At 69.6% G+C, this 20,863-nt stretch carries 17 protein-coding genes; 11 read left to right on the top strand and 6 right to left on the bottom strand.

Going from position 1 to position 20,863, the window contains the following annotated elements; all coding sequences use genetic code 11:
• Positions 1-4 precede the first annotated feature (4 nt).
• Both BLU79_RS32490 and BLU79_RS32485 read right to left on the bottom strand, forming a co-directional pair.
• Entirely contained in the window at positions 5-685 is a 681-nt protein-coding gene (locus BLU79_RS32490) for a response regulator (RefSeq protein WP_093909543.1), read from the bottom strand.
• A complete protein-coding gene (locus BLU79_RS32485) occupies positions 682-2,358 on the bottom strand; it encodes a sensor histidine kinase (protein WP_177001260.1) in 1,677 nt (558 codons plus the stop codon). The genes BLU79_RS32490 and BLU79_RS32485 overlap by 4 nt, the downstream gene beginning before the upstream one ends.
• 97 nt (positions 2,359-2,455) lie before the next feature.
• On the opposite strand from BLU79_RS32485, the gene BLU79_RS32480 reads away from it, so the two are divergent.
• From BLU79_RS32480 to BLU79_RS32455, 6 genes are all read left to right on the top strand, one after another.
• Positions 2,456-3,466: a Bug family tripartite tricarboxylate transporter substrate binding protein gene (locus BLU79_RS32480; protein ID WP_093909542.1), complete on the top strand. Its 1,011-nt coding sequence runs from the start codon at positions 2,456-2,458 to the stop codon at positions 3,464-3,466.
• Entirely contained in the window at positions 3,463-4,002 is a 540-nt protein-coding gene (locus BLU79_RS32475; protein ID WP_093909541.1) for a tripartite tricarboxylate transporter TctB family protein, read from the top strand. Before BLU79_RS32480 ends, BLU79_RS32475 begins: the two co-directional genes overlap by 4 nt.
• A 7-nt stretch (positions 4,003-4,009) precedes the next feature.
• Positions 4,010-5,515 (top strand): tripartite tricarboxylate transporter permease, encoded by a 1,506-nt coding sequence (locus BLU79_RS32470; RefSeq protein ID WP_093909540.1) that lies wholly within the window; start codon positions 4,010-4,012, stop codon positions 5,513-5,515.
• A 15-nt stretch (positions 5,516-5,530) separates the two neighbouring features.
• Positions 5,531-5,926 carry a universal stress protein gene (locus BLU79_RS32465; RefSeq protein ID WP_093909539.1) on the top strand — a complete coding sequence of 132 codons (396 nt, stop codon included), beginning with the start codon at positions 5,531-5,533 and terminating at the stop codon, positions 5,924-5,926.
• 2 nt (positions 5,927-5,928) lie between these two features.
• On the top strand, positions 5,929-7,074 hold the full coding sequence (locus BLU79_RS32460) for a DUF475 domain-containing protein (RefSeq protein WP_093909538.1): 1,146 nt from the start codon (positions 5,929-5,931) through the stop codon (positions 7,072-7,074).
• A gap of 174 nt (positions 7,075-7,248) precedes the next feature.
• Positions 7,249-8,988, top strand: coding sequence for a VanW family protein (locus BLU79_RS32455; RefSeq protein WP_093909537.1), 1,740 nt, complete (start codon positions 7,249-7,251; stop codon positions 8,986-8,988).
• Between the two features lie 9 nt (positions 8,989-8,997).
• Here the strand turns inward: BLU79_RS32455 and BLU79_RS32450 are convergent, their stop codons facing one another.
• A complete protein-coding gene (locus tag BLU79_RS32450; protein ID WP_093909536.1) occupies positions 8,998-9,534 on the bottom strand; it encodes a hypothetical protein in 537 nt (178 codons plus the stop codon).
• On the bottom strand, positions 9,518-9,649 hold the full coding sequence (locus tag BLU79_RS49320) for a hypothetical protein (protein WP_256333532.1): 132 nt from the start codon (positions 9,647-9,649) through the stop codon (positions 9,518-9,520). The genes BLU79_RS32450 and BLU79_RS49320 overlap by 17 nt, the downstream gene beginning before the upstream one ends.
• Positions 9,650-9,802: 153 nt before the next feature.
• Here BLU79_RS49320 and BLU79_RS32445 point away from each other — a divergent pair, with 153 nt between their 5' ends.
• Positions 9,803-11,662 (top strand): acyltransferase family protein, encoded by a 1,860-nt coding sequence (locus BLU79_RS32445; RefSeq protein ID WP_093909535.1) that lies wholly within the window; start codon positions 9,803-9,805, stop codon positions 11,660-11,662.
• 29 nt (positions 11,663-11,691) lie between these two features.
• Here the strand turns inward: BLU79_RS32445 and BLU79_RS32440 are convergent, their stop codons facing one another.
• Both BLU79_RS32440 and BLU79_RS32435 read right to left on the bottom strand, forming a co-directional pair.
• The gene (locus tag BLU79_RS32440) at positions 11,692-12,516 is read right to left on the bottom strand and encodes a lipase family protein (RefSeq protein ID WP_093909534.1); all 825 of its coding nucleotides are present in this window, start codon (positions 12,514-12,516) and stop codon (positions 11,692-11,694) included.
• Positions 12,517-12,644: 128 nt separating this feature from the next.
• Positions 12,645-13,667: an aromatic ring-hydroxylating oxygenase subunit alpha gene (locus tag BLU79_RS32435; RefSeq protein WP_093909533.1), complete on the bottom strand. Its 1,023-nt coding sequence runs from the start codon at positions 13,665-13,667 to the stop codon at positions 12,645-12,647.
• A gap of 193 nt (positions 13,668-13,860) precedes the next feature.
• Between BLU79_RS32435 and BLU79_RS32430 the strand changes: the two genes are divergently transcribed.
• From BLU79_RS32430 to BLU79_RS32415, 4 genes are all read left to right on the top strand, one after another.
• Positions 13,861-15,417 (top strand): flavin-containing monooxygenase, encoded by a 1,557-nt coding sequence (locus tag BLU79_RS32430; RefSeq protein WP_256333531.1) that lies wholly within the window; start codon positions 13,861-13,863, stop codon positions 15,415-15,417.
• Positions 15,418-15,473: 56 nt separating this feature from the next.
• On the top strand, positions 15,474-16,505 hold the full coding sequence (locus BLU79_RS49315; RefSeq protein ID WP_093909581.1) for a helix-turn-helix transcriptional regulator: 1,032 nt from the start codon (positions 15,474-15,476) through the stop codon (positions 16,503-16,505).
• Positions 16,506-16,684: 179 nt separating this feature from the next.
• Positions 16,685-17,782 (top strand): PLL family lectin, encoded by a 1,098-nt coding sequence (locus tag BLU79_RS32420; RefSeq protein WP_093909532.1) that lies wholly within the window; start codon positions 16,685-16,687, stop codon positions 17,780-17,782.
• 114 nt (positions 17,783-17,896) lie between these two features.
• Positions 17,897-20,827 carry a PLL family lectin gene (locus BLU79_RS32415; protein ID WP_093909531.1) on the top strand — a complete coding sequence of 977 codons (2,931 nt, stop codon included), beginning with the start codon at positions 17,897-17,899 and terminating at the stop codon, positions 20,825-20,827.
• Positions 20,828-20,863 lie beyond the last annotated feature (36 nt).

The following is a 20,863-nucleotide window of genomic DNA, read 5'->3' as shown; positions in this document are numbered from 1 at the left end:
GGCCCTAGGCGTCCACCCAGCTGTACCGCCGTTCCGGCCGCCCCGCCTGCCCGTACCGGAGCGACACCTCCGCCTGGCCCGTGACGCTGAAGTGCTCCAGATACCGTCGGGCGCTGACCCGGGACACCCCGAGCCGGCCCGCGCACTCGGCGGCGGAGAGGCTGCCGTCGGTCGCGCGCAGCTCGCGCTCGATCAGCTCGGCGGTCTCCACGCTCATGCCCTTGGGGAGGGTGGCCGCCGTGGTGACCGGCGCCGCGCCGCGGGCCAGCGCGCGGTCCACGTCGGACTGCCCGCTGACCACCGCCGCGTACAGGTTGCTGCGCCGGGCCGCGTACTGCTCCAGGCGCGCCCTGAGGTCCCCGGCGTCGAACGGCTTGAGCAGGTAGTCGACGACGCCCTGGCGTACGGCGCCCCGGACCGCGTCCGACTCCCGTGCCGCGCTGATCACCATGACGTCGCAGTCGTGACCGGCGCTGCGCAGCCGGGGGATGATCTCCAGGCCGAACATGTCGGGCAGATACAGGTCGAGCAGCACCAGGTCGGGCTGTAGCTCGGCGACGGCGGTGAGCGCCTGTTCACCGCAGTTCGCCGTGCCGATCACCCGGAACCCGGCGACGTCGTTGACGAATCCTCGGTGGATCCGCGCCACCATGAAGTCGTCCTCCACGACCAGGACATCGATCATCGGACTCCCTCCGTCGCTCGGTCGGCCGGACGGCCCACCGACATCCGGGCGGTGAACATGGCCCCCGCCCGCGTGTTGGTCACCGACACCTCACCGCCCCGCCGTTTGCACACCAGCCGGGTCAGCGCGAGGCCGATCCCCCGGTCGCCGCCCTGCGCGGCCTTGGTGGTGAACCCGTGCGAGAACACCTCCTGCGCCAGCTCGGGCGCCACCCCCGGCCCTGAGTCCCGTACGACGATCTCCACGCTGGAGGCGTCCTGGCGCAGCTCGACCTCCACCCACGCGTCGGGGTCACCGTCCCCCGTCCTGGACCCGCTCGCGGCCGCGTCGACCGCATTGTCCACGAGGTTGCCGAGGACGGTCGCCACATCGGCGGAGTCCGTCGGCTCCAGCCGGTCCAGCGCCGTGCGCTCGGAGATCTTCAGCCGCACCTTGCGTTCGGCGGCGAGCGCCGACTTGGCCATGAGCAGCGCGGCGACGGCCCGGTCCCGGACCCGGCTGGTGAGGTGCAGATCGAGCGACTCGCGGTGTTTGCGCAGGGCGCGGACGTACCGTACGACCTCGTCGTGCTCGCCGATCTGGATGAGCCCGGAGATGGTGTGCAACTGGTTGGAGAACTCGTGGGCCTGGGCGCGCAGCAGCTCGGTGGTGCTGCGGAAGGAGCCCAACTCCCGTTCCAGCTGGGCGAGTTCGGTGCGGTCGCGCAGGGTGGTGACCGAGCCGAGGCGGCGGCCGTCCTTGGTGACGTCCATCCGGTTCATGACCAGGACGCGGCCGCGGCGTACGACGACCTCGTCCCGCCGCGCGAGGTCGCCGGGCTCACCCTCGGGCGCGGTCCCGGCCAGGACGTCGTACAGCCGCCCCTCGATCCCCAGGTCGGCGAGGCTCATCCCGACGCAGTTCTCGGGCAGGTCGAGCAGTCTGCGGCCGACGGCGTTCACCAGGGTCAGCCGCTGGTGCGGGTCGAGGGCCACCACGCCCTCGGCGATCCCGAACAGCATCGCCTCCCGGTGTTCGGCGAGCCCGGCGATCTCGCGCGGCTCCATGCCGAAGGTCTGCCGTTTGATCCGCCGGGCCAGCAGCCAGGAACCGGCCACCCCGAGGACACTGGCGACGCCGAGGTAGACCAGCAGATAGGACGAGGCGCCCACCAGCCGCTGCCACACCGACGGCGAGGCCCGGCCGATCATCACCGTGCCGAGATGGTCCCCGGCGTTCCCGTCCTGCGCGCCGAGCACCGGCGCCTGCGCCACCAGCTCGATGACGCCGTTCACCGGCAGCTCCCCGGACCAGCCGCGGCCGTCGACGACCTGCGGGCCGCCGGACGGCATCCGGGTGCCGACGAGGGTGGGGTTGGTCGAGGCGACGATCTCGCCGTCGCGACCGGCGACCGCGGCGGAGGTGACGCCCGACCTGGTCAGCGTGGACTGGAGCAGCGGCGCGAGCATCTCGGCGGGGGCGGGCCGCACCAGCTGGGTGCGCACCAGGGGGTTGCCGGCCATCTCCTCGGCGAGCGCGGTCACCCGGCGTCCCTCGACCCGGTCGAACGTCGACTTCGACTGTGCGAGCGAGACCGCGGCCACGGCGGCCAGCACGATCACGACAATGGCGAGCTGCCAGACCAGCAGCTCACCCGCGAGCGTCTGACGCCGTTGTCGTGACGTTATGACCACTATGAACTCAACCTTCAATGGTCACAGAACCGAGACGGGGTGTCTCAGGAATCGCACAATCATGGCGCCGGATCGGGCCGAGCGAAAGAGATGAGCCATGAGAACTCGAAGAGCCGCACTTGTCGGTGCTCTCGCCGCCGTGTCGATGGTCGCGGTCAGCGCCTGTGGCGCCACCGCCGACAACGAGGACTCCGGGAGCGGGGGCGGGGACGGGAAGCCCGTGACCGGCCTGCGCCTCATGGTCCCCAACACCCCGGGCAGCGGGTACGACCTCACCGCCCGCACCGTGACCCAGGTCATGCAGGACACCAAGGTCGCCTCCGGCGTCCAGGTGTTCAACCTGCCCGGCGCCAGCGGCACGGTCGGTCTGCAGCGGCTGGTGAACGAGAAGGGCAACGGCAAGATGGCCATGCAGATGGGCCTGGGCGTCGTCGGAGCCTCGTACACCTCCAAGTCCGAGGCGACGCTGACCGACACCACGCCGATCGCCAAGCTGATCGAGGAGGCCGGCGCGATCGTCGTGCCGAAGAACTCCCCGTACAAGACGATGGACGACCTCGTCACCGCCTGGAAGAAGGACCCCAAGAAGTTCGCCGTGGGCGGCGGCTCGACGGCGGGCGGCCCCGACCATCTGCTGCCGATGCAGCTGGCGAAGGCCGTCGGCATCAAGCCGAAGGACGTCAACTACGTCTCCTACGACGGTGGCGGCGAGCTGCTTCCGGCCATCCTCGGCAACAAGATCGCGTTCGGGGCGAGCGGCTTCGGCGAGTTCCTCGACCAGGTCGAGGCGGGCCAGGTGCGGGTCCTCGCGGTCAGCAGCGAGAAGCCGGTCGACGCACTCAAGGACGCCCCCACCCTCAAGGACTCCGGTATCGACCTGGTCTTCACCAACTGGCGCGGCATCGTGGCCCCTCCGGGCATCACCGACGAGCAGAAGCAGACCTGGATCGACTCGCTGACCACGATGCACGACTCCGACGAGTGGAAGGCGCAGCTGGAGAAGAACGGCTGGGTCGACGCCTTCGCCACCGGTGACGAGTTCTCCACCTACCTGACCGAGCAGGACAAGGCGGTCGCCGACCTGCTGGCCGAGCTCGGGCTGGCATGAGCTCCGAAGTGAAGGACGAACGGACCGTGGAGGACTCCCGTCCGTCCCCGGCGGGCGGGGACCGCGCACAGTACGGCGTGTGCGTGTTCCTCGCCCTGCTGGGCACCGCCGTGATCGTGGACGCCCTCGGCATCCCGCACATCACCAGCGGCACCGACCCGGTCGGCCCGCGCGCGGTCCCGCTGATCCTGGGCGCGCTGCTGGTGCTGCTCGCGGTGCTGTACGCCGTCGACGTGGCCCGGGGCGGCCACGGTGAGCCGGAGGCGGGCGAGGACGTCGACCTGTCGGCCGGCAGCGACTGGCGCACCGTCGTGCTGCTGATCGCGGTGTTCCTGGCGAACGCGCTGCTCATCGAGCGGCTCGGCTGGGTGATCAGCGGCGGCCTGCTCTTCTGGGGCACGGCGTTCGCCCTGGGCAACCGCCACTACATCCGCAATCTGCTCATCGCCGCGACGCTCTCCCTCACGACGTTCTACGCGTTCGCGATCGGACTCGGCGTGAACCTCCCCGCCGGCGTCCTGCAAGGAATCCTGTGAGGCCCTGATGGACAACCTGAACAACCTCATGCAGGGCTTCGCGGATGTCATGGACCCGCTCAACCTGCTGCTCGCCCTGGTCGGCGTGGTCATCGGCACCGCGGTGGGCGTCCTGCCGGGCATCGGCCCGGCGATGACGGTGGCCCTGCTCCTGCCGGTCACCTACGGCATGGAGCCGGTGCAGGCGTTCATCATGTTCGCCGGCATCTTCTACGGCGGCATGTACGGCGGCTCGACGACCTCGATCCTCCTCAACACCCCCGGCGAGTCCTCGTCCGTGGTCACCGCCATCGAGGGCAACAAGATGGCGAAGGCCGGCCGCGCGGCCCAGGCCCTGGCCACGGCGGCCATCGGCTCGTTCGTGGCGGGCACCATCGGCACCCTGCTGCTGGTCCTGATCACCCCGTTCGTCGTCGACTTCGCGGTCAGCCTGGGCGCCCCCGACTACTTCGCGCTGATGCTGCTGTCGTTCATAGCCGTGACGTCGGTGCTGGGCTCGTCCCGCATCCGGGGCTTCATATCCCTGCTCCTGGGCCTGACGATCGGCCTGGTCGGCATCGACACGGTGTCCGGCCAGCAGCGACTGACCCTGGGCATACCGCAGCTGGCCGACGGCATCGACGTCGTCGTGGTCGCGGTCGGCATCTTCGCGGTCGGCGAGGCGCTGTGGGTGGCCGCGCATCTGCGCCGCAAGCCGGCCGAGGTGATCCCGGTCGGCCGCCCGTGGATGGGCAAGAAGGACTGGAAGCGCTCCTGGAAGCCCTGGCTGCGGGGGACGGCGTACGGCTTCCCCTTCGGCGCACTGCCGGCCGGCGGCGCGGAGATCCCGACCTTCCTGTCGTATGCCACCGAGAAGCGGCTCACCAAGCACCCCGAGGAGTTCGGCAAGGGCGCGATCGAGGGGGTGGCGGGCCCGGAGGCCGCGAACAACGCGTCGGCGGCGGGCACCCTGGTCCCGATGCTGGCGATCGGCCTCCCGACGAACGCCACGGCGGCGGTGATGCTGGCGGCCTTCCAGTCGTACGGCATCCAGCCCGGACCGCTGCTCTTCGAGCGCGAGGCAAGCTTGGTCTGGGTCCTGATCGCGAGCCTCTTCATCGGCAACCTGCTGCTCCTGCTCCTGAACCTCCCGCTGGCCCCGGTGTGGGCGAAGCTGCTCCAGATCCCCCGCCCGTACCTCTACGCGGGCATCCTCTTCTTCGCCACGATGGGCGCCTACGCCGTCAACGCCCAGCCCCTGGACCTGTTCATCCTGCTCACCCTGGGCCTCCTCGGCTTCGCCATGCGCCGCTTCGGGCTGCCGGTCCTGCCGCTGATCGTCGGCGTGATCCTGGGCCCGCGCGCGGAGCTCCAGGGCCGGCGCTCCCTTCAGCTGTCCGGCGGCGAGCTGTCGGGGCTGCTGGGCGGGCCGGTGTCGTACACGGTCTACGCGGTGATCGCGCTGGTCCTGGTGTGGCCGCTGATAGGCCGGTTCGTCGTACGTCCGCTGCGCGCGCGAAGCGCCGCCCGATAGTTCCCGGAGACCGAGATGACCATTCTGGTCGGCTACGTCCCCTCCCCCGAGGGCGAGGCGGCGCTGCGCGCGGCGATCGACGAGGCCCGTCGGCGCGAGGAGAAACTGCTGGTGGTGAACACCTCCCGGGGCGACGCGATCGTGGACCCGCGCTTCGCCCAGGAACCCGACCTGTCCCATGTCCGCGAGGACCTCGCGGCACTCGGCGTCGATTTCGACATCCGCCAGGTCCTCGGCGCCCGCGACGCGGCCGAGGAGATCATCGACCTCGCGGACCAGACGGACGCGTCCCTCGTGGTGATCGGCCTCCGTCGGCGCAGCGCGGTCGGCAAGCTGATCATGGGCTCGGCGGCCCAGCAGATCCTGCTGGGCGTGGGCTGCCCGGTGCTCGCCGTGAAGGCGGAGGGCTGACGATGGTGCTGCGAACCTTCGGCTGGTCGCTCGGTGTCACGGCGCTCGGCCTCGCCTTCGCCGCGTGGCAGTGGGGCTGGGAGGCCTTCGGGATCGTGCTGATCCTGTCGGTCCTGGAGATCTCGCTGTCCTTCGACAACGCGGTGGTCAACGCCGGGATCCTGAAGAAGATGAACGCCTTCTGGCAGCGGCTCTTCCTCACCGTCGGCATCCTGATCGCCGTGTTCGGCATGCGGCTGGTCTTCCCGGTGGTGATCGTCGCGATCAGCGCCAAGGTCGGCCCCGTCGAGGCGGTCCAGCTCGCCCTCGACGAACCGGAGCGCTACGAGGCCCTGGTCACCGACGCCCACCCGGCGATCGCGGCCTTCGGCGGCATGTTCCTGCTGATGATCTTCCTGGACTTCATCCTGGAGGACCGCGAGATCAAGTGGCTGGCCTGGCTGGAGCGCCCGCTCGCGAAGCTCGGCAAGATCGACATGCTGGCGGTCTGTCTCGCCCTCGTCGCCTTGCTGGCCACGGCGATGACCTTCGCCACGCAGGCCCACGTCAGCACGGGCCACGCGGACAAGACCGCAACCGTCCTGCTCTCCGGTGTCGCCGGCCTGATCACCTATCTCGTGGTCGGCGGCCTCTCCGGCTACTTCGAGGACAGGCTCGAAGAGCAGGAGGAACACGAGCACGAGGAGGAGGAGAAGGCCAGGACCGAGGGCAGACCGGTCTCGGCGGTCGCCCTGGCCGGCAAGGCCGCGTTCTTCCTCTTCCTGTACCTGGAGGTCCTGGACGCGTCCTTCTCCTTCGACGGTGTGATCGGCGCCTTCGCCATCACCAACCACATCTTCTGGATGGCGCTGGGCCTCGGCATAGGCGCGATGTACGTCCGGTCGATCACGGTCTACCTGGTCCGCCAGGGCACCCTCGACGACTACGTCTATCTGGAGCACGGCGCCCACTACGCCATAGGCGCCCTCGCCGGGATCCTGCTGATCACCATCCAGCACCAGATCAGCGAGATCATCACCGGCCTGATCGGCGTCGTCCTGATCGCCGCGTCGTTCGTCGCCTCCGTCCGCCGCAACAAGGCGCTGGCGGCGTCCGGGGCGGATGAGGTGACGCCGGACGAGAAGGCAGAGGTGCCATCCGCGATGTGACGTTCGTCGTTTGGGGCGGCTGTGACCCGGGCACCGAGAGACGTGACCTGAAACATACGTGGGCTGCGACATAGGCGTTTTTGCCCGATTGTGGCTAGCTGGATGTGCTTGCCTCGCGCACAGTGTCGCGTCGTCCGACGCGTCGTCCCTGTCGATCGTCCGCCCGGGAGACCCATGCGCCTGCGCGTACCCTCCGCCCTGCGAAACCCCTCAAAACCCCGTATCGCCTCCGTTCCACCCCTCGCCCTCGCCGGCGGCGCCCTGGCCGTCGGCGTCGGCGGCCTGTATGTCGCCGGGCTGCTGGTCGCGGGCGGGGACATAGACGCCGGTACGACCGTGCGCGGCGTCGACATCGGCGGCCTCAGCCGCGCGGAAGCCGTCCGGAAGCTGGAGGACCGGCTGGACCCGGCCGCCTCACGCGAGCTGACGGTGACGGTCGGTGACCGTAAGGGCACGGTCGATCCGCGCCAGGTCGGCATCACCTTCGACTACGAGAAGACGGTGGACCGCGCGTCCCGCAGCGACTCCGCCGACCCCTTCACGGTGATCGGCGGCATCTTCAGCTCCGGCGACGCCGTGGAGCCGGTCGTACGCGTCGACGAGAACAAGGCCCACCGCGGCCTCGACAAGCTGGCGAAGTCGCTCGACCAGAAGGTCCGCGAGGGCGCCGTCACCTTCACCGACGGCCAGGCCCGCCCGGTCACCCCGCACGGCGGCTACGCCCTCGACACCGACGCCGCCGTCACCCCCCTGCGCTCCGCCTTCCTGAGCGGCGAGGCCGACTCCGTCACCGCCCTGCCCGCCCGCGAGACCAAGCCGAAGGTCACGGCGGCGGAGGTACGACGGGCGGTGCGCGAGTTCGCGCAGCCGGCCATGTCGGCGCCGGTCATGCTCACCGCGGCCGGCGAGCGGTTCACGATCGGCCCCGCGGTCCTCGGCGAATACCTGACGATGCGGCCGGACAAGGCCGGCAAGCTCACTCCGCACCTCGACGCCAAGGGCCTGCGCGCCGCCCCCGCGGTCACCGAGCCCCTGGCCGACCTGCCCGCGAGGCCGCAGAACGCCACGCTGAGCCTCGACAGCGGCCAGGTCGTCGCGGCCGACGACGCCAAGGCCGGCGTACTGGTCACCGACAAGGCGCTGGGCAAGGCCGTACTGCCGCTGCTCACCAAGTCGGGATCCGCCCGCACCGGCGAGATCGCCGCGCGTGTGACACAGCCTCAGGTGACAGCCGAGAACGCCCGGCAGCTGGGCCTGACCGAGGAGATGTCCTCCTTCACCGTCAACTTCGAGCCGGCGCCGTACCGCACGAAGAACATCGGCCGGGCCGTGGAACTGATCAACGGCTCCGTCGTCATGCCGGGCAACACCTGGAGCTTCAACAAGACGGTCGGCGAGCGCACGGAGGCCAACGGCTTCACCGAGGGCATCATGATCCTCAACAACGAGTTCACCAAGGCCCCCGGCGGCGGTGTCTCCGCCGTGGCGACGACCATGTTCAACGCGATGTTCTTCGCCGGGGTCAAGCCCGTGGAGCACGGCGCCCACTCCTTCTACATCGAGCGCTACCCGGAGGGCCGCGAGGCCACGGTCGCCTGGGGCAGCCTGGACCTGAAGTTCGACAACGACTCCGGCAACGCGATCTACATCCAGGCCGAGTCCACCGACACCTCGGTGACCATCACCTTCCTCGGCACCAAGAAGTACGACGAGATCGAGTCGGTCACGGGTCCGCGCACCAAGGTGAAGCAGCCGGAGAAGAAGGTCAGCACCGACGAGAAGTGCGTGCCGCAGACTCCGCTTGAGGGCTTCGACGTCACCGTGGAGCGGGTCTTCCTGGCCGACGGCAAAGAGGTGAAGCGGGAGCCGTTCCGCACCCACTACACGCCGCGGGACGAGATCGTCTGCGAGTGACGCCGCTGATCAGTCCTGGTCGGCCCCGGACAGAGCCTCGGTGATCAGGCGGGTGGCGAAGTCATGGTCGCCGGAGATCACGTTGATGCGCTCCGCGAGCAGGACGGCCGTGGCTTCCAGGGGGTTCATCTCGGCGTCGGTCCAGTCCCCGTACTGCGCACGCCACAGGTTGGGGCTCAGGCCGGTGCCCGCGGCAATGAGCAGTCCGGCCATGGTGGGGATGACCTCGGGACGGAAGGTCTTGGGCATCATCCGCATCGTGGCCACGAGGGTGGGGATCATGTACTCGATGACGTCCTTGTCGTGCTCCTCGCACACCGCCCGCAGCCACTGCATGAACATGTAGATGAGCGTGCACGCGCCGTCCAGCAGCGCGTCGAACTCCGCCGGCCCCAAGGACGCGGCGAACTGGTCGACCATCCGCTGCTGTTCGGGATCGGTCTCCGTCCTGCTGTCGTAGATGGACTTGAGCCGAGAGTCGACCATCATGAGCACCGCGCCCACATCACCGACGGGAGCGCACTCGGGGTCACAGGGCGACGACACAGAACTCCTCCTCGGACGACCGCAGCGAGTAACGCCGCATGTCCGTACGGTAGCCCGCCGATCGGACGGGGTCCGGCGAATGCCGACGGAGGGCGAACAGCTTGCGCTGAGCCACACAAGGCCTGCCCCAGCGATACAAAGCCGACACACAACCGCGCAGGTTTCGCGTACCGGCTGAGAACCAACGGAGACGGGCCGTATACCTGCGCGTTCAACCATCGGCAGCACCACCGCGAAGCACCTCGCGGGCTGTCCGACGGAGTAGCGCATGACCGACCGAAGCCCCGCAGTCCCTCCGCCGGCCCTCGTCGTGCTGAACACCAGGACCCCCGTGCGGGACGGCAGGACCCTGGTGATGAGGCGCCCCGCCGCCCACGAACTCGCCCCCGCCCGCCCTTCGCCCTACCTGCACGGGCTCGACGGCGTCCGGGCGATGGCCGTCGCACTCGTCGTCGTCTACCACGTCGCCCCCTCCTGGCTGCCCGGCGGCTTCCTCGGCGTCGACGTGTTCTTCGTCCTCAGCGGCTATCTGATCACCGACCTGCTGTGCACCGAGCGACACCGCACCGGCCGCATCGCCCTCGCCCGGTTCTGGATACGACGGGCCCGACGACTGCTCCCCGCACTGGTCACCCTCCTGGTCACCGTCACCGCAGTGTCAGCACTCTGGCGTCCGGAACGAATAGACGCATCCGGGCGGGACATCCTTTCGGCGCTCACCTTCACCAACAACTGGTGGCAAATCAGCACCGACGCCTCCTACTTCGCCTCGTTCGGCCCGCCTCCCCTCTTCCAGCACCTGTGGACCCTCGGTGTGGAGGAGCAGTTCTACTTCGCCTGGCCCCTGGTGATCCTGACCCTGCTGTGGCTGACCGGTTCCCGCGCACGCAGCCGGTTCCGCGTGACCGTCGTCCTGGCGGGGGCGGTCGCGTCCCTCACCGCGATGGCACTGCTGCACCAGCCCGGCGAGGACGCCTCACGGGTCTACTTCGGCACAGACACCCACGCCTTCGGCCTCCTGCTCGGCGCCGCGCTCGCCCTCGCCGTGCCCTCGGCCCGTGCCTGGAAGCACCGCTGGGCACCGTTTGCCTGCGGGGCGGCCGGTGTTCTGGGATGGGTCGTCCTCGGGGTGCTGGCCGGAGGGGTGCACTCGGACTCCGCGGACCTGTACCCGTGGGGATTCGCCGCCGCCGCGTGCGCGGCCGGAGCGGTGGTCCTGGCGGCGGCTCGGGCCGGCTCGGTCTTCGCCAGGGTGCTGGGCGCCTCGTGGCTGCGCTGGATCGGCCGCCGCTCCTACGGGATCTACCTCTGGCACCTGCCTCTGGTCGCCCTGGCCCTGCCGGACGGCCACACGGCGGCCCAGGCACCGCTGACGGCCCTGGCCGCGGCACTGCTCTCCCTGCCCGCGGCAGCAGCCTCCTACCGCTGGGTGGAGGAACCGCTGCGCCGCCCCCGCCCGCGCAACGGACACCCGCGCAACGGACACCAGCCGGCGCGGCTCCCGCGCGCGGTGGTGGCTCTGGCGGTGCCGGCCGTGATCGTCGCGACCTGGGGTCTCACCACGGCCGGGGGCGGCAGCAGCGCCGCCGACCAGATCGCCGCGGGCGAACGCGCCGTCCACAGCGCCGAAACGGCGTCACCGGACGCGTCCGCGCACCCTCACGCCAAAAGGATCACGGCCCTGGGCGACTCCGTCATGCTCGCCTCGGCCCCGGCGCTCGAGAAGCGCTTCCCCGGCATCGTCATCGACGCCAAGGTCAGCCGCCAACTGGCCGCCGCCCCAGATCTGGTCCAGTCCCTCGGCCAGGCCGACCGCCTGAACCAGATCCTGCTCATCGGCCTGGGCACGAACGGGGTCGGCGGCCGGCAGGACCTCGAACAGATCGTCCGGGCAGCGGGCCACCGCACCGTCGTCCTGGTCACCGTGCACGGACCCGTCACCTGGAAGGACCGGGTCAACTCCGCCATCCGACAGACCGCCCAGGCGCACTCGAACGTGGTGGTCGCGGACTGGGACCGCGCCATCCAGGGCAAGGACGACCTCCTCGCCGACGACGGCATCCACCCCGGCCCCACGGCCGCGAAGATCTACGCGAAGACCGTGGCCCAATCGGTGAAACGGAAGTGAAAGGACGAGTGCGCGCGGTGCGGACCAGCTCAACTCCGGGCCAGATTCTTTTCCATGACGTCGATGTAGTTGAAGATGAAGTGGTCCCTGATGCCGTCGCTTCCCGGGGCGAGGAGGTCGGCCGTCAGGCCCTTGGCCCGGTCGGTCAGCCCACTCAGCAGAGGCATGGATTCACGCAGCTTGCCCGCGGAGTCGATGTAGCGCAGCAGTTGGGTGTGGGTGTAGGCGGGCTCGGGCGGCAGGTGGGGCACGACGTCGTTGTTGTTCACGAAGCGGTGGGTGCGCTTGGCGAACGCCTTGTCACAGGCGGCGGCAAGCACCCGGTCGCACACGCGAGGCTGGCCGAAGGTGATGATGCCGTCGGCCAGCAGATTCGGCTCCTCGAAGTGCAGCCGCGCGCCGGCCAGCATGGCGAGAGCGCCCCCGAGGCTGTGCCCGGTGATCCACACCGTCTGCCCGTTGGTCCGCGACGCCTCCAGCTCTTTCTTGACCTGTGGAAAGACCGAGTTCAGGGCCTCGCCGAAGCCGTAGTGGACGAACCCCTTGCTCCCCGGGCCGGGCCACGGCGGCGTGGTGACGTCCGAGAGCCAGTCCTTGATGTTCGTGGGCTCGGTCCCCCGGAAGGCGAGGACGATCATGTTGTCGCTCGCCATCGTGTACGCCTGCGTGTCCTGGAGGGGGAAGGGCGGCGTGAACGCCGTGTGGTGGTGATGGACCCGGTCGAAGCCCCACTTCTCGGCCTGGGCCTCGATGGTGGCCTCGTCCTTGTAGGCGAGCTCGGAAGCCCGGCACATCCAGTAGGCGTGCTGCAGGTTGTACGTCTTCGTCTGGTGATCGATTGCGGCGATGGGCATCGCGCTCTCCCGGTGCAGGCAGGTCAGGGACACGGACACGAAATGGGGCCCTGATCGTCATAGCCGCAAACGGGCCACATGGCATGCAATCGATACAAAGACCACTCGGGCGGGCCACCGCCGGATACTCACGGCTCCGGGTAGAACTGCCGGGCCCAGTGGCGGAACAAGCCGATGGCCTCGTCGCTCGCGGCGAGTCGAGGCCGTGGCTCGTAGCGTTTGGTGTTCCAGATCCTCAGGTCCTGATGGACCTTGCCGACCGCGGTGCGCAGCATCGCCTGGGCGAAGGCCCGGTGCAGGCCACGCCGTGGGAGTGACGCTCCACCGGCGTCCTGCTTGTGGATGTCCGCACAGGCCGTCGCGACCAGCATGCGCGTGCGTCGGGGCCCGGTCGGTGTGTGCATCGCCCAGAGGTAGCTGACCAGTCCGAGCGAGGGCAGCGGCAGCTCGACGCGGAGGTGTCCCAGCCCCGCCAGGAGGAACGTATGGTCGGCCTGGATCTTCTGCTTGAGGGCGGGAGGCCGGTCCGGCCCGAGGCGCAGACGCATGCGCAGGAGGGGGCCTTGGGTCGTGGGCGGGTCGAGCTCCTGCACGGCCACGTGGTGCAGGACCGGGAGATGCCGGTAGTCGAGGGTGTTCTCGATGATCTCCTGGGCGTAGGTGTGCACTTCCGTGCTCCAGGCGGCTGTCGGAACGACTCCGGCCTGGGCGGTGTCGGGGACCTCCCAGGCGGGTGGAGCGCCATCCGGTTCGTACCAGGCGAAGAGGAAGCCGTTGCGCTCGCTGATGGTGTGGTGGTGCAGGCGGGCGCGTGGGGGTGGGCCGTCGGGCGTGGCGACGCAGGTGCCATCCGGGCCGAAGGCGAAGCGATGGAAGGGGCATACCAGGTTCTGGCCTTCGACGGTGCCGCCGGCGCCGAAGTGGGCGCCGAGGTGTGGGCAGTACGGATGCACGGCGCGGGGCCGGCCGTCACGGGTGCGGTAGAGGACGATGTCCTCGTCCATGAATCGGCGGGTCAGGACACTGCCGGGGGGCAGTTCTCGTGAACGCGCCAGGCAGAACCAGCCACTGGGGTAGGGCAGATGCCGCCCGGGCTCGTCGGCGGCGGCGTGGGGACTACGAGGTCCGGGCCGTTCGTCCCTCATCGTCATGGTCGGCAGCCAAACACAGGAAAACGCACCGCATTCAGCTCACCCAGCAAGATCACCCTTATGAGGTGTCTGCCGGTCATATCACCACGAGTGATCGCGGGTGACCCTACGATCGGTCGCTCTGAGCAAGCGGTCGGGGGCGGTTCGGCATCAGCGCCGGGATGCTCACGACGCGGACAGGGGGCGCGTGCTGGTGGCCGACGACAGCATCGACAACCAAATCGACAACCATCATGAAGCGGAAGTCGTCGTCATCGGGGCCGGCCTCTCCGGCGTGGCCGCCGTGATCGCGCTGCGCCGGGCCGGCTTCGACGATGTCGTCGTGTTGGAGAAGTCCGGTCGCCTGGGCGGGACTTGGCGCGACAACACCTACCCCGGATGCGGCTGCGACGTACCGGCGATGCTGTACGAATACTCCTTCGCACCCCACTCGTGGAGCCGGGGCTTCGCCGACCGGTCCGAGATCCTCGACTACCTCGACACCACCGCGGCAACGCACGGCGCGCACAAGGCGATCCGCTACGACACCGAAGTGCTGAGCAGCCGCTGGGAGCCGGAAGCGCACCGCTGGAACCTGCGGACCACCTCGGGCACGTACACCGCCCGCGCCGTGATCGTCGCCACCGGCCCCTGGCACCGGCCCCGCCATCCCGACATCCCCGGCCTCGACACCTTCCCGGGCACCGCCTTCCACTCCGCCCGCTGGAACCACGAAGTCGACCTGACCGGACGGCGCGTGGCAGTGGTGGGCACAGGTGCGTCCACCGTCCAGTTCCTGCCCGAGATCCAGCCGAAGGCGGCTCATGTCGACGTCTTCCAGAGCACACCGCAGTGGGTACTTCCGAAACCCGACTACCCCCTGCCTCCGGGACTCCACCGGTACTTCGCACACCACCCGGCAGCGCGCCGCGCACTACGCGGCCTGCACCACTGGACCCAGGAAGCCATCGGAGTCCCCCTGCGCCACCCCCACCTGCTGCGGCCCTTGGAGGCCCTGGCCCGCCTCCATCTGCGTACGTCGGTACGGGACCGCGCTCTACGCCGGGCCCTTACGCCTGACCACCGCTTCGGCGGCCGCCGCCTGATCACCTCCGGCACCTACTACACCGCCCTCACCCGGCCCAACGTACGGCTGCACCCCACCCGCGTGACCGCTGTGGAGGGCTCCGACGTCATCGGCGCCGACGGCACCCGCACCCGCGCCGACATCATCGTCCTCGCGACCGGGTACCACATCGGCGACATCCCGCTGGCCTCCCAACTACACGGCACCAAGGGCACCTTGGCCCAGAGCTGGGCCGACAACCGCCGCGCCTACCTGGGCACCAGCGTCAGCGGATACCCCAACCTCTTCCTGCTCATCGGCCCGAATCTGCTCACCGGCACCACCGCCGTCCCCACCGTCCTCGAAGCCCAACTCCGCTACATCACCGCCGCCCTCGGCCACCTGCGCGCCGGCGGGGCGTCCGCACTGGACGTCAAGCCCGAGGCCGAAGCAGCCCACCAGCGGTCTCTGCACGAGGCGCTGCGCGACACCGTCTACAACGCCGCCGGCGGCACCGGTTACTACTTCGGCCTCCCTGGCATCAACACCTTCTGCTGGCCCTGGTCGACCTCCAGGCTCGTCAAACGCCTGCACGCCTTCGACCCGGACGTCTACACCTGGTCACTGCCGCTGCCGGCCCAGGCTGATGCCGAGCGCGATGGCGTGCCCGCCCACCCCTCGGAGGACACCGCTTCGAACGGGTAGGGCAGGTTCTGTGAAGTCGGTTGCGGCAGTGACGGTGCCGGTCGACTTTGACCGACATGGGCGTTGATGGGCGGTTGCTGCGCGGGCTGCCCGCGTTGGCGGGGGAATCGCTGAGTTCACTGGAACTGGCCGAGGCCGTGTCCCGAGCGGTCGCGCCGGTCGTGGCGCACGACGCGCTGCGGTTGATGGGCAACAACCCGGACGGTGCCGGGCACACCGTGTTCAGTTTCTGGCACAACTTCGAGGACGAGTTCGGGCGCCAGTTCATGCGGAGCTACCTGGCCGGCGACGATCCGTGCCTGCCGACGGATCTGGTCCGGCAGCCGATGCCGGCAGGTCTGGTGGGTACCGGTCGGGGTCCGCGGGATCGGTCGATCCGGCAGTTGTTCGACGCCCACGGGGTCGGCAGTGAGCTGCGGGTGCTGCTGCGGGACGCGCACGGCGTGTGGGGTTCGCTGGCCCTGCTGCGGTCGGCCGGTGGCCGGGCCTTCGACAGAGCGGATGCCGCGCGGGTACTGGAGCTGACACCCGTACTGATCGCGACCTTATGGCAGTACGTGCTCAGCGGCCCGGTGCAGCCGGTCGCGCCGGAGCAGACGCCCGGGGTGTTCGTCGTGGACGCGGCCGGCAAGGTCACCGGCGCCACGCCGATGGCCGCGTGGTGGGCGGAGCGGCTGCGCGAGCACCATCCGGCCAGCTGGGTGGACGCGTTGGTCTCCGGCATCGCCGCCCAGACGCGGCTGACCCTGCGGGAGCCCGGGATACCGGCGCCGGTGATGCACTGCCCGGCGGCCCGGTTCGGCCGGTGGATCTCCGCGGAAGGCCAGCCTCTGGACCAGGACGGGGCGGTGGCCGTGCTGGTACGGGCCGTGCCCGCACGCGAGTTACTGGTCTCCCTCGGCTCCTGGTACGGCGTTACCGCCCGCGAGCGGCAGGTGATCCAGCACCTGCTGGACGGGGCGGCGGCCAAGCAGATCGCACGCGGCCTCGACATGTCGGTCCACACCGTCAACGGGCACCTCAAGGCCGTCTACCGCAAACTCGGCGTCGCCGGCCGGGCGGAGCTGCTGACGGCACTGAACACCTAGCGCGCGGCCCGTCATCCCACGGGCCGCCCCCACCAGCGCAATCACCAGTTTTAGGGATATCCGGTTCGATCACCTGATTCCTAACCTGATCAGCGGTGCGCGACGGCTCATGTGCCACCAGCCGGAGCAACTGGTCGGCACCGCATTGATCTGCTCGCGCCGCGAAGGAAGTGGTGTCAGTGAGCAAATGGAACGCCGAATGGTTCACGGTGCCTGGTGCGGCCGTCTTCGATTCGAGCGCGCAAGTCGCCTCGGTGTCGCGTGCCGAGGACCATCTCGATCTGTTCGTGGTCGGATACGACAACCACGTCTGGACACAGAACTGGAGCGCAGGGGCAGGCTGGCACCCCGACTGGGGACCCGTACCCGGCGCGGCGGTCTTCGACCAGCAACCCGTCGCCGCCGTCTCCCGCGACAAAGACCACCTCGACCTCTTCCTCATCGGCAACGACAACCACATCTGGAGCACCTTCTGGAGTGCGGGCGGCGGGTGGAGCCGTGACTGGTTCCCGGTGCCGGGGCAGGCCGTCTTCGACCAGAAGCAACGGCCGGCGGGCGTCTCCCGCCGCGGGGACCATCTCGACCTCTTCGTCGTCGGGTACGACAACCATGTGTGGTCCACGTACTGGCACCACCGAGCCCTGCACTTCCGGCTCAGGTACTTCGTCGAGAAGGAATCGACCGATGACTTCCTTCAGGGTGCGAGCGACGAGGTCTACATGTCCGCGCTCGGCGTCGACTCGTCGCTCGTAGGCGCTCGGCCGGACGGAACCTACGGTGCCCACATCGCACAGGGGCAGGAGATCGGTGACGTCTCCGAGGACGGCATGCGCGATCCCTGGCGGGACAGTCCGCATGTGCTCATGGAGTTCGCCCTCGACCGGCCGGGGCACTGGCCGCGGTCGTACACGACCACGCTGCTGGTGATCGAGCACGACAACGGGGATCTGAAGGGTGAGTTCGGCTCCCTGTACGACGCCTTCGGCAAGGCGATCCGGACGTCCGTCGTCGCGGCCGCGACCGCGGCGGGGGCGAGCCTGACCGGGCCGGTCATCGCCGCGGCGATCGGCGATCTCGCCGGTTCCGCCTTCGACGCGCTGAACAACAAGGTCAGGTCCGGGCTGACGGACGAGTCGTTCACGCCGATCCCGATCACGATCGTCGTCGACGACCCGGAGCACTTCGCACGGCATCCCCAGGTGGGGCGGCAACTCACCCAGAGGGTGGAGCAGTTCGGAGGGGTCTACGAGGTGCTCTACGAATGGCACGTCTCGTAGGTCACCGGAACCGACCGCGAGCCGAATACGAACCGACGGCACATCCAATGGACATCGACGACATCGACGCACATCGACCGCACATCGACCGCAAGACGAGAACGGGGAACAGGCATGGCTGACGACGTGGTGGTGTGGCAGCAGCGGGTCGCCGAGGCTCGGGCGCGGCTGGCCGAGAAGCCGAACGATCCCGAGCGGCAGAATGCCCTGGGGTCGGCGTTGTGTGACGGGCTCGCTCCAAGGCTGAAGACCGCCGGGCGGGACGGCGAGGCGGCCGACGCCGCTCGGGAGGGAATCGCACTCACCCGGGTTCTGCTGGCCGACACCGGGCGGGCCGACCGGCAGGGGCTCGCCAAACGGATCGCCGAGGCCGCCGAGTATCTGCCCGGTGAGGAGTCCGTCACCGAGACGGACGTGGCGGTCGCCGCGTACCGGGAGTTCCTGGCCGCCGCCCCGGACTCCACCGACGCGCTCCGCTGGCTGGCCTGGGCACTGTCCGACCGGCTGGCCCACCGGCAGTGGCGGGTGGGGCGGCAGGACGCCACCCGGGCCACCGTCCGGGAGTCCCTGGCCATCACCGACACGCTCGTCGAGCGGTCGTCGCTCGAGCTCCTCTCCGGGATCGCCCGCCGCTACCTGGTCGCCTCGGTCTATCTGCCGCTGGACGAGATGCTCACGCACACCCGGACCAGCATCGAGCTGTACCGCCGTGTCGCCGCCCCCGATCCCGCCAACGAGGGCAAGCGCAACAACCTGGTGTGGGCGATGACCACCCTGGCCAAACGTCTGACGCAGGGCGGACGGACCGTCGAGGGTGAGGCTGCGCAGGCCGAGGCGGATCGTGTCAGCCGTTACGGCGCCCTGTCGCTCTTCGGCCGGGACTACCGGTTTCCGCGGCAGGCGCCGATCGCCTGTGTGTCCCGTAACCCGTTGCAGCTCGACCTCTTCGCCGTAGGCGAGGACGGGCGTGCCTACAGCGTGTGGCGCAACCAGCGATGGGAGGACTACTTCCAGGTCGGTACCAAGAGCTTCCCCCCGCTCACGCCGATCGCCGGCCAGTCCCGCAACGACGACCAGATGGACATCTTCGCGGTCGGCGAGGACGGCGGCCTGTGGAGTGCCTGGTGGCACGGCGAGTGGCACGACTGGTTCCGGATCGGCCAGGAGGTCCTGCCGGCCCGCGCCCATGTCGCCACCCTCACTCGCGACCCGGACTACATGGACGTGTTCGTGGTGGGTGACGACGGCGTCGTACGCAGTGTGTGGTGGCACGGTGAATGGCGGGACTGGTTCACACTGCCCGGCGCCGTGTTCCCCAAGGGCGCGCCGCTCGCGGCGCTGTGCCGGAACTCGGACCACATGGAGGTGTGGGCCGTCGGCGGGGACGGCGTGGTGCGCGGCGCGTGGTGGAACGGCGAGTGGCACAACTGGTACGAGCTGCCCGGCAAGACGTTCCCGCCGGGCACCCGGATCACCGCTGTCAGCCGCAATGACGATGCCATGGAGATCTGGGCCGTGGACGGCGACGGCCAGGTGTGGGGCGCCTGGTGGGACGGCGACTGGCACGACTGGTACCACCTGGAGGGTCACACCTTCCCGGGCGGCGCGCCCGTGACGGCCCTCTCCCGCGAGTCCTCGCACATGGAGGTCTTCGGCGTCGACACGAACGGGGAACTGTGGGGCCGGTGGTGGGACGGCCAGTGGCGTGACTGGTTCCGGGTCGGTGACGGCACGCTGCCGCAGGGCACGCCGCTTACCGCGGTCGCCCGTGCCCCCTTCCCGATGGGCGGCGTGTACTTCATGGACGTCTTCGGTGTGGGCGCCGACGCGGGCATCCACACCGCGATGTGGGCACCCGGCGGCTGGCGGCGGTGGCATCGCATCCCGGTCGCCGTCCTGAAGTTCCAGCAGCCCATCGAGAGCGGCGGTGTCGCCGCGCTCGGCGGCTGGTCCGGCGTCAACATCAGCTACGACGGGCAGATCCAGTGGCACGGCCATGCCCATGACAGCGGCGCGGACGGCTACGACTTCGGCGTCGCCTTCTACGTACGCTCCGGGGACCACCTCATCGCGCTGTCGCACAACGGCAGCGTCGGCGGCACCGTCACCTCCGGCAGCCGCGATCACGACTGGGAGGAGATCCACCCCCGCAACGACCTGGTGCTGTCCCACCTGGCGAACTTCGCCACCGCCCAGGCCTCGATGAACATGCAGTACACCAGCCACATCGGCCAGACCCTGGAAGGCGTTGTCTCCCTCGCGCTGAAGTGGTTCATCGGCGGCTCGGTCGCCGGGTCCGTCACCGGCGTGGTCGTGTTCATCGGCGTCGAGATCGGCTCCCTCATCGCCACCGGCTCCCTCGAACCCGGCGCCGTCGCACTGGAGGGAGTCCTGTGGATGGCCGGGCCCAGCAACTCCCTGCTCGCCATCGCCGCGGGCGCCATCGCCGAGGTGGGCCACCGTTACCGCGAACTGCACCAGGAGGAATACGACTTCGCCAACGCGACCGTCTTCGGCGGCACACTGCCGCCGCGCGGGGACATCCTGCTCACCGACACCGTCGGCACGCGGGGCAGCTCCGGCTACCCCAGGCCCTTCACCGTGCCCGGAGTACGCGGCAAGGTCCTCATCAACATGGGCGAGGAGGGCTTCGACGACCCGCTCTCCTTCGGCGTCGACAAGGTCGCGCACAAGCAGGGCCGGCCGGATCAGAACGTCCCCCGCGGCGAGATCTTCATCCACGAACTCGTGCACGCCTGGCAGATCCACCACAGCGCGTTCTCGGTCTCCCTCCTCCTCGACGCACTGTCCGCCCAGTGGTCCAACGAGACCGGCGGCCACCCGTACGAATACGGCCCCGCCGGACCCGCCTTCGCCGACCTCGGCATCGAGCAGCAGGCACAGATCGTCTGCGACTGGTACGGCCGCCACGTCAACTGGGCCCAGTCCTCCGGCTACCAGGCAACCGGCCTCGACACCCAGACCGCCCTCAACGACGCCTACTTCCGCTACATCGCCGGCAACATCCGCATCGGGAAGTTCTGAAACCCAGTCGACGGTGGTGGTGATCGACTCGTGATC

The organism is Streptomyces sp. cf386, assembly GCF_900103585.1.
Classification (GTDB): Bacteria; Actinomycetota; Actinomycetes; order Streptomycetales; family Streptomycetaceae; genus Streptomyces.
Note: the sequence above shows the minus strand (reverse complement) of the source record. Positions and strands in the feature narration are given on the sequence as shown.